The sequence below is a fragment of the Protofrankia sp. CiP1_Cm_nod3 genome (assembly GCF_982290655.1).
On record NZ_CEVIVD010000002.1, the window covers coordinates 73254 to 78982 of the forward strand.

Sequence of the window (5729 nt, forward strand, 5' to 3'; positions counted from 1 at the left end):
GGTCGTGGTCGAGGCCCAGGGCGTCGGCCAGCCCGGCCAGCAGGTCATATGCCTGCTCGAACTCGGGTTTCGTGCCCGTCTCGGTGAGGTCGCCGGTGACGACGACGAGATCCGGACGTGGCCCGCCTGCGCCGACGTCGATGCCGCTGTCGGCGCCGGTAGCCAGTCGGCGCAGGTCGTCGGACAGCCAGGTGACCAGCGTCGCAGGCGTCCGGCCGGCTGCGGGCTGGGCGAGTAACCGCATTCCCGACAGGTGCAGCACGGTGACGGTGGATTCACTGATTGTTTCGCCGGCTATCCTGTCGGTGTCGGATGACGCGCCAGGAAAATCCGGCCGGGTCGACACCGCGCGGGGCGCGATGCTCCTGAAGTGGCCGATTTCATGGCCTGGCCACGGTGGTTTGACCGGCGGCTTGATACGCCCTCCCAGGGCTGCCTGAATGCCGGATAGCAGGCGGCTCGCGGCCTCGTCCTCGTTCTTCAGACCTATGAGGTCGATATAGATAATTGATCCGAGCAGTCCGTCTGGTTTGCATTCACGAACTCGAACAGGAATGGTCCGGCGCTGGTGTCCCTGTGGATCGGAGCGCCAGAACGGCCGCCATTCAGCTGTACCGAAGGGCGAGCTGCCGAGATAGTCCGGGGACAGGACCGGCAGGACTCGTTCGGCCCGTCGGATGCCTTCCTCCATACGGTCGGTCCAGTCCCTGCCCGGGACGAAGTCCCAGTCTTGAAGCAGCACTCGGAACCGCCGGCCCGGTTCCCGTTCGGTCGCCTCCAGGTGCCAGGCGATCCACTCCGCCCAGCCCCTGTCCGCCTTCGTGCGGCTGATGAAGAAGTCGAACTCGTAGTCGTCACTACCGGCCGCGTCGCCCCCGTTGCCCACAAGTCGAGAATGCCACCCTGCGGCATGGGTTGTGCGACCTGGGTCGGATAGAACGGGATGTGTCCATTCAGGGGTGCAAGATCGTAGTCCGCTGAGCTGGGTGTTTGCGTTGGTGTGACACGCCGCTGGTGTCTGGTGGTCGGGGCTGGCGGCGGATGATCTGGGTTGTGACTGGCCCGTCCGTGTGGTGGGAGCCGTGTCTGGCGGCGGCTGAGGCGCGGATCGAGGAGTTGGCTGCCGGGCTGGCGCAGGCGCGGGTGGGTCTGGCTGAGGCTGAGGCGGGTAACGAGAAGCTCGCGGTGGTGAACGGCCGGTTGCGGCAGGTGGTGGAGGACGCCGCGGCGCGCCATGAGGCGGAGATAGACGCGGTGCGCGCGGAGCGGGACCAGGGGCGTGGGCGGGCCGCGGAGCTAGAGCGGAAAGTCACCGAGCTGGAGTTGGAGGTCGCCGAGTTGTGGCGGCGGGTCGGGATGGACAGCACGAACTCGTCGGTCCCGCCGTCGAAGGAGCCGATCGGCGTCAGAGAGAAGCGGAAGGCGCCGCGGCGCCAGGCCTCGGAGCGGGTCCGGTCCAAGGACCGCAAGCCCGGTGGGCAGCCGGGCCATCCGGGGGCGGGGCTGCGGCGGGAGGCCGAGCCGGACCGGTCGTTACCGGCGGACCCGCCGTTGGAGTGCTCGTCGTGCGAGGCCGACCTGACCGGCGCCACGGTGCTCCCCGACACGTGGGCGCAGGTCTGGGACCTGCTCGGTCCGGTGCTGGAGAAGGTGGAGTGGGTGCTGCCGCGGCGTCGTTGCGGCTGCTGTCGGAAGGTCACCACCGCCGGGGTGCCCGGGGTGGCGCACGCGGCGGCGGGCACGGTGTCCTACGGGCCCCGGCTGCACGCGGCGGCGGTGCTGCTGGCCTCGGAGGCCGACGTGCCGGTGGAACGGGCCGCGATGGTCATCGGCGCGCTGCTGGGGGTGGAGGTCTCGGCCGGGTTCGTCGCCCGCGCGAACGCACGACTCGCTCACGACCTGGAAGCGGCCGGGTTCGACGGAGCGATAAAGGCGGCGCTGCGCGCCGAGCCGGTGCTGTGCGGCGACGAGTCCCCGGTCAACGTGCTACGCAGGGACCTGGACGAGGTCACGGGCACGGTCCTGTCGGGCACCCCGCACCTGCTGGTCGTGCGCACGCCGACACCCGGGCTGGTCTGGTACGCGGCGATCCGTTCACGCTCGTCGGAGGCCATCGACGCCACCGGGGTGCTCGACGGGTTCACCGGCTACCTGACCCGCGACGACTACGCCGGCTGGCACCAGTACGACCCCACCCGCGCCGGGGGGCAGCGGTGCTGTGCCCATCTGATCAGGTCGTTGCGGGCGGTGCAGCAGCTCGCGCCGGGCGCGTCGATGACCGCAACCATCCCGGTCTGGTCCTCGCCCGCCGGCTCGCCACGAAGGCCGACCAGGTCTGGCTGTTCACCACCAACTTCACGATCCCCTGGACGAACAATCCCGCCGAGCAGGCCATCCGCCTCCCGAAACGCCACCAGGCCGTCTCGGGCTACTGGCACACCCCCCCGCACCCTGGCGGGCTACCTCCGCGTGCGCGCCTACCTCGTCTCCGCCCGCGACCACGGCCTGACCGCCATCGACGCCATCCGCCACGCCCTCGCGGGCAAACCCTGGATACCGGTTCCGCGAGCGGCCAGTGCCCTGCCCGCCCTCACCATCTAAACCAACATCCACACGGTGTTGATCAAGTCACCACCCGTGAATGGACACAACGGGATCCCTGTCTCACAGCGTCCAGATCGTTTCGATCGGTAGGGCGTGCATGCGGTCGCCGAACGGGAGTGGCTGCGCTCCCGTGTACATCACGTAGCCCGCGATGAACTGGTCACCGGCTTTCCGGGCGAGCTGGTGCAGCCCTCGGAAGTCGTCCGCGCGGACCGTCTCGGAGGCTTTGACCTCGATGCCGACGATCTCGCCTGACGCGCGTTCCAGCACGGCGTCCACCTCATTACCGTCGCGGTCACGGTAGTGGAAGAGTTGTACCGGCTCCTCTGCCCAGGTCAGTTGGCGCGCGAGCTCGCCGATGACGAAGTTCTCCAGCAGTTGACCGACGGGTGCCGTTGGATGCGCCGCTCGTTTGAGGGACATACCGGTCAGGTGTCCGGCAAGCCCCGAGTCGGTCATGATTGTTTTTGGCGTGGCGACCGCTCGCGTGGTCAGATTGTTGGACCATGCCGGGATTCTCCGTACAACATAGATCAGCTCCAGCGCGTCCAGATGGCGGCGGACCGTGGACGCGGGGATGCCGAGATCGCGGCTGAGTCGCTGGGGGACGACCAGGCCCGCCATGCACGCCGCGACCGCGCCGATCAGCCGGCGTAGCTCGGTGACGCGCGTGATCTCGGATACCTGGCGTATGTCGCGTGCGATGAGATCTGCCAGATAGGAGTCGAAGAACCGGCCACGGCGCCGCGTGTCGGTGCGGCGTACCGCCTCCGGATAACCGCCTCGCAGGGCGCGGGCAACATAGTCCGGGCGGCGCAGGGTGCTCTCCGGCGCGGGTGTGTCCGGGCCCTGGTTGAACACGGTGTCGATGAAACTGTCGGGGGCTCCGTGGATCTCGCCCTGCGACAACGGCCACAGCTCGATCGTTTCGCTGCGGCCGGGCAGGGCGTCAGGCAGGTCGCGCAGGCCCAGCAGCCGAGCCGAGCCGGTGAGCAGGAACTGGCCCGGGCGGGGATCGCGGTCGACCGCGAGTTTGATCCCGAGCAGCAGTTCGGGCACCCGCTGGATCTCGTCGATCAGCAGCAGGCCGTCATGGCGGACGAATCCTGTCGGGTCTGTTCCGGCGGCATCCCGGACCGCCGCGTCATCGAGGAAGTACATCCTGGTGTTGGCCGAGGCGCTGGCCACCAGTTGGGCGAGTGTGCTCTTGCCGACCTGCCGGGCACCGTTGATCACTACGACGCGCGTGTCGATGAGCGCCTGCTCGACCAGGTCGACGGCATGGCGCGGGTAGAGATCCGGAGTGGTCGTCATCCCGTCCGATGATATCGCCAACCATGATCGATGGTGGATCTGCCGTGAGGGTCGTGGTGGATCTGCCGCATGATCCGTGGTGGATCTGCCGTAAAGATCACGGTGGATCTGCCGCGGGGGTCGTGGTGGATCTGCCGGGCGTCCCGTGGTGGATCTGCCGCTTACCGCGTGGTGGATCTGCCGGGGGTTCAGGGGGCGTGTCGTTGGCCGGGGTCAGGGCGGCGTCCAGGAGGGCGTCTCGGTTGGCCAGGATGAATTCCTTGAGGGCCGGCGGCAGCAGCGTGAAACCCGCGAGGTCCTCGCCGCGCAGGTCGACGCGTTCGATGTCGTAGCCGCCCTTGGCGGGGTTGGTGAACTCCGTGCCGGTGCGGGCGGTGAGATCCATGGTGACCAGCCGGCAGACGAAGAAGTGCTGGACGACGAGGCCGGGCCGGCGGCCGTCACGGTCGCCGCCCGCCTTCGGCGGCCTTGGTTCGCTGGTGAGGAACACCTGCTGGACGCGGTCGACGGTGGCGCCGAGCTCCTCGGCCAGCTCGCGGTGCAGGGCCGCCTCGACGGAGGCGTCCTCGGGGTCGACCCCGCCGCCGACCGTGGACCAGTAGGGCGCCACGCCGGGTGGTGTCCGGTGGAACACGACCAGATACCCGTCGTCGTCGATCAGGATCGCTCGGGCCGCCCGCCGCACGATTCGCACCGGTCCATCATCGTCCCCGCGCCGGTGCCGCCGGTATCCGGACGCTCCTCGGCCGTTTCGGGCATACGGCGGAGGGAGGAAACGCGATAGATACGGAAAGTGACGACGGCGGCGTGTCCGGCTCCGCTCGAGGCCGGGCCGTCGCGGTTCGGCCCCGCATCGATCTTTTGGCCTGGCCGTGGCCGGCACGTGTCGCGATCATCTCGACCGGGCTCTGCCCCCTTGTCGGAATGCGTGCAACCATGGGCAGGTGCCGGTCTATCGAGATGAAGGTGTCGTCCTGCGGACGACGCCGCTGGCCGAAGCCGACCGCATCATCACGGTTCTGACCCGGCGGACCGGGCGGATACGCGCGGTGGCCAAGGGGGTGCGCCGCACGTCGTCCCGTTTCGGCGCGCGGCTGGAGCCGGGCACCTACGTCGATCTCCAGCTCCACGAGGGACGCTCGCTCGACACCGTCACCCAGGCCGACATACTCAGCCCGTACGGCGCGGTGATCGCGTCGGACTATCCCCGGCACACCGCGGCGGCGGTCATGCTGGAGACCGCCGAGCGGCTGACCAGCGAGGAGCGCCAGCCGGCGATGCGGCTGTTCCTGCTCCTCGTCGGTGGCCTGCGCACGCTCGCCCAGGGTGAGCGGGCGCCGTCCCTCGTCCTGGACGCGTTCCTGCTCCGGGCGCTGACCATCGCCGGTTACGGGATGGCGTTGGCGGACTGCGCCCACTGCGGGGACCCGGGGCCCCACCACGCGTTCTCCGTCCCGGCGGGAGGCGTAGTGTGCCCGGAATGCCGACCGCATGGAGCGGTGTCGATGTCCCCAGCCGCCGTGACGCTGCTGTCCGATCTGCTCACCGGGGACTGGGAGCGCGCCGGGGCAAGCGAGACCCGCACCCGGCGCGAGGCCGGCGGATGCATTGCCGCATACCTTCAGTGGCATCTCGAATACGGGTTGCGTACATTGCCCCATCTGGAGCGGGTGTGAACAGGACCGGGCAGCACGCCATGGGCATTCTTGACGCAGCCACCGTCGACAGGGCCACTGGCAGGGCCACCAACAGGGCCGCTAACAGGGCCGTCAGCAGGGCCACCGACAGGGCTGACAGGGCTGACAGGGCTG

General features: G+C 69.2%; 4 protein-coding genes and 1 pseudogene. 2 read left to right on the forward strand and 3 right to left on the reverse strand.

Features of this window, described 5'->3' with window-relative positions; translation table 11 throughout:
- Positions 1-886 (reverse strand): toll/interleukin-1 receptor domain-containing protein (locus AC5LUJ_RS01220; protein ID WP_493464336.1); only part of this gene is annotated, 886 nt, incomplete at its 3' end.
- Positions 887-1041: 155 nt separating this feature from the next.
- Between AC5LUJ_RS01220 and AC5LUJ_RS01225 the strand changes: the two are divergent.
- A pseudogene (locus tag AC5LUJ_RS01225) lies at positions 1042-2601 on the forward strand (IS66 family transposase).
- Between the two features lie 63 nt (positions 2602-2664).
- Here the strand turns inward: AC5LUJ_RS01225 and AC5LUJ_RS01230 are convergent.
- Positions 2665-3918 (reverse strand): ATP-binding protein, encoded by a 1254-nt coding sequence (locus tag AC5LUJ_RS01230; protein WP_250281157.1) that lies wholly within the window; start codon positions 3916-3918, stop codon positions 2665-2667.
- A gap of 97 nt (positions 3919-4015) precedes the next feature.
- Positions 4016-4612, reverse strand: coding sequence for an NUDIX domain-containing protein (locus AC5LUJ_RS01235; protein ID WP_493464337.1), 597 nt, complete (start codon positions 4610-4612; stop codon positions 4016-4018).
- 250 nt (positions 4613-4862) lie between these two features.
- On the opposite strand from AC5LUJ_RS01235, the gene recO reads away from it, so the two are divergent.
- The gene (recO, locus tag AC5LUJ_RS01240) at positions 4863-5594 is read left to right on the forward strand and encodes a DNA repair protein RecO (protein WP_250281161.1); all 732 of its coding nucleotides are present in this window, start codon (positions 4863-4865) and stop codon (positions 5592-5594) included.
- Positions 5595-5729 lie beyond the last annotated feature (135 nt).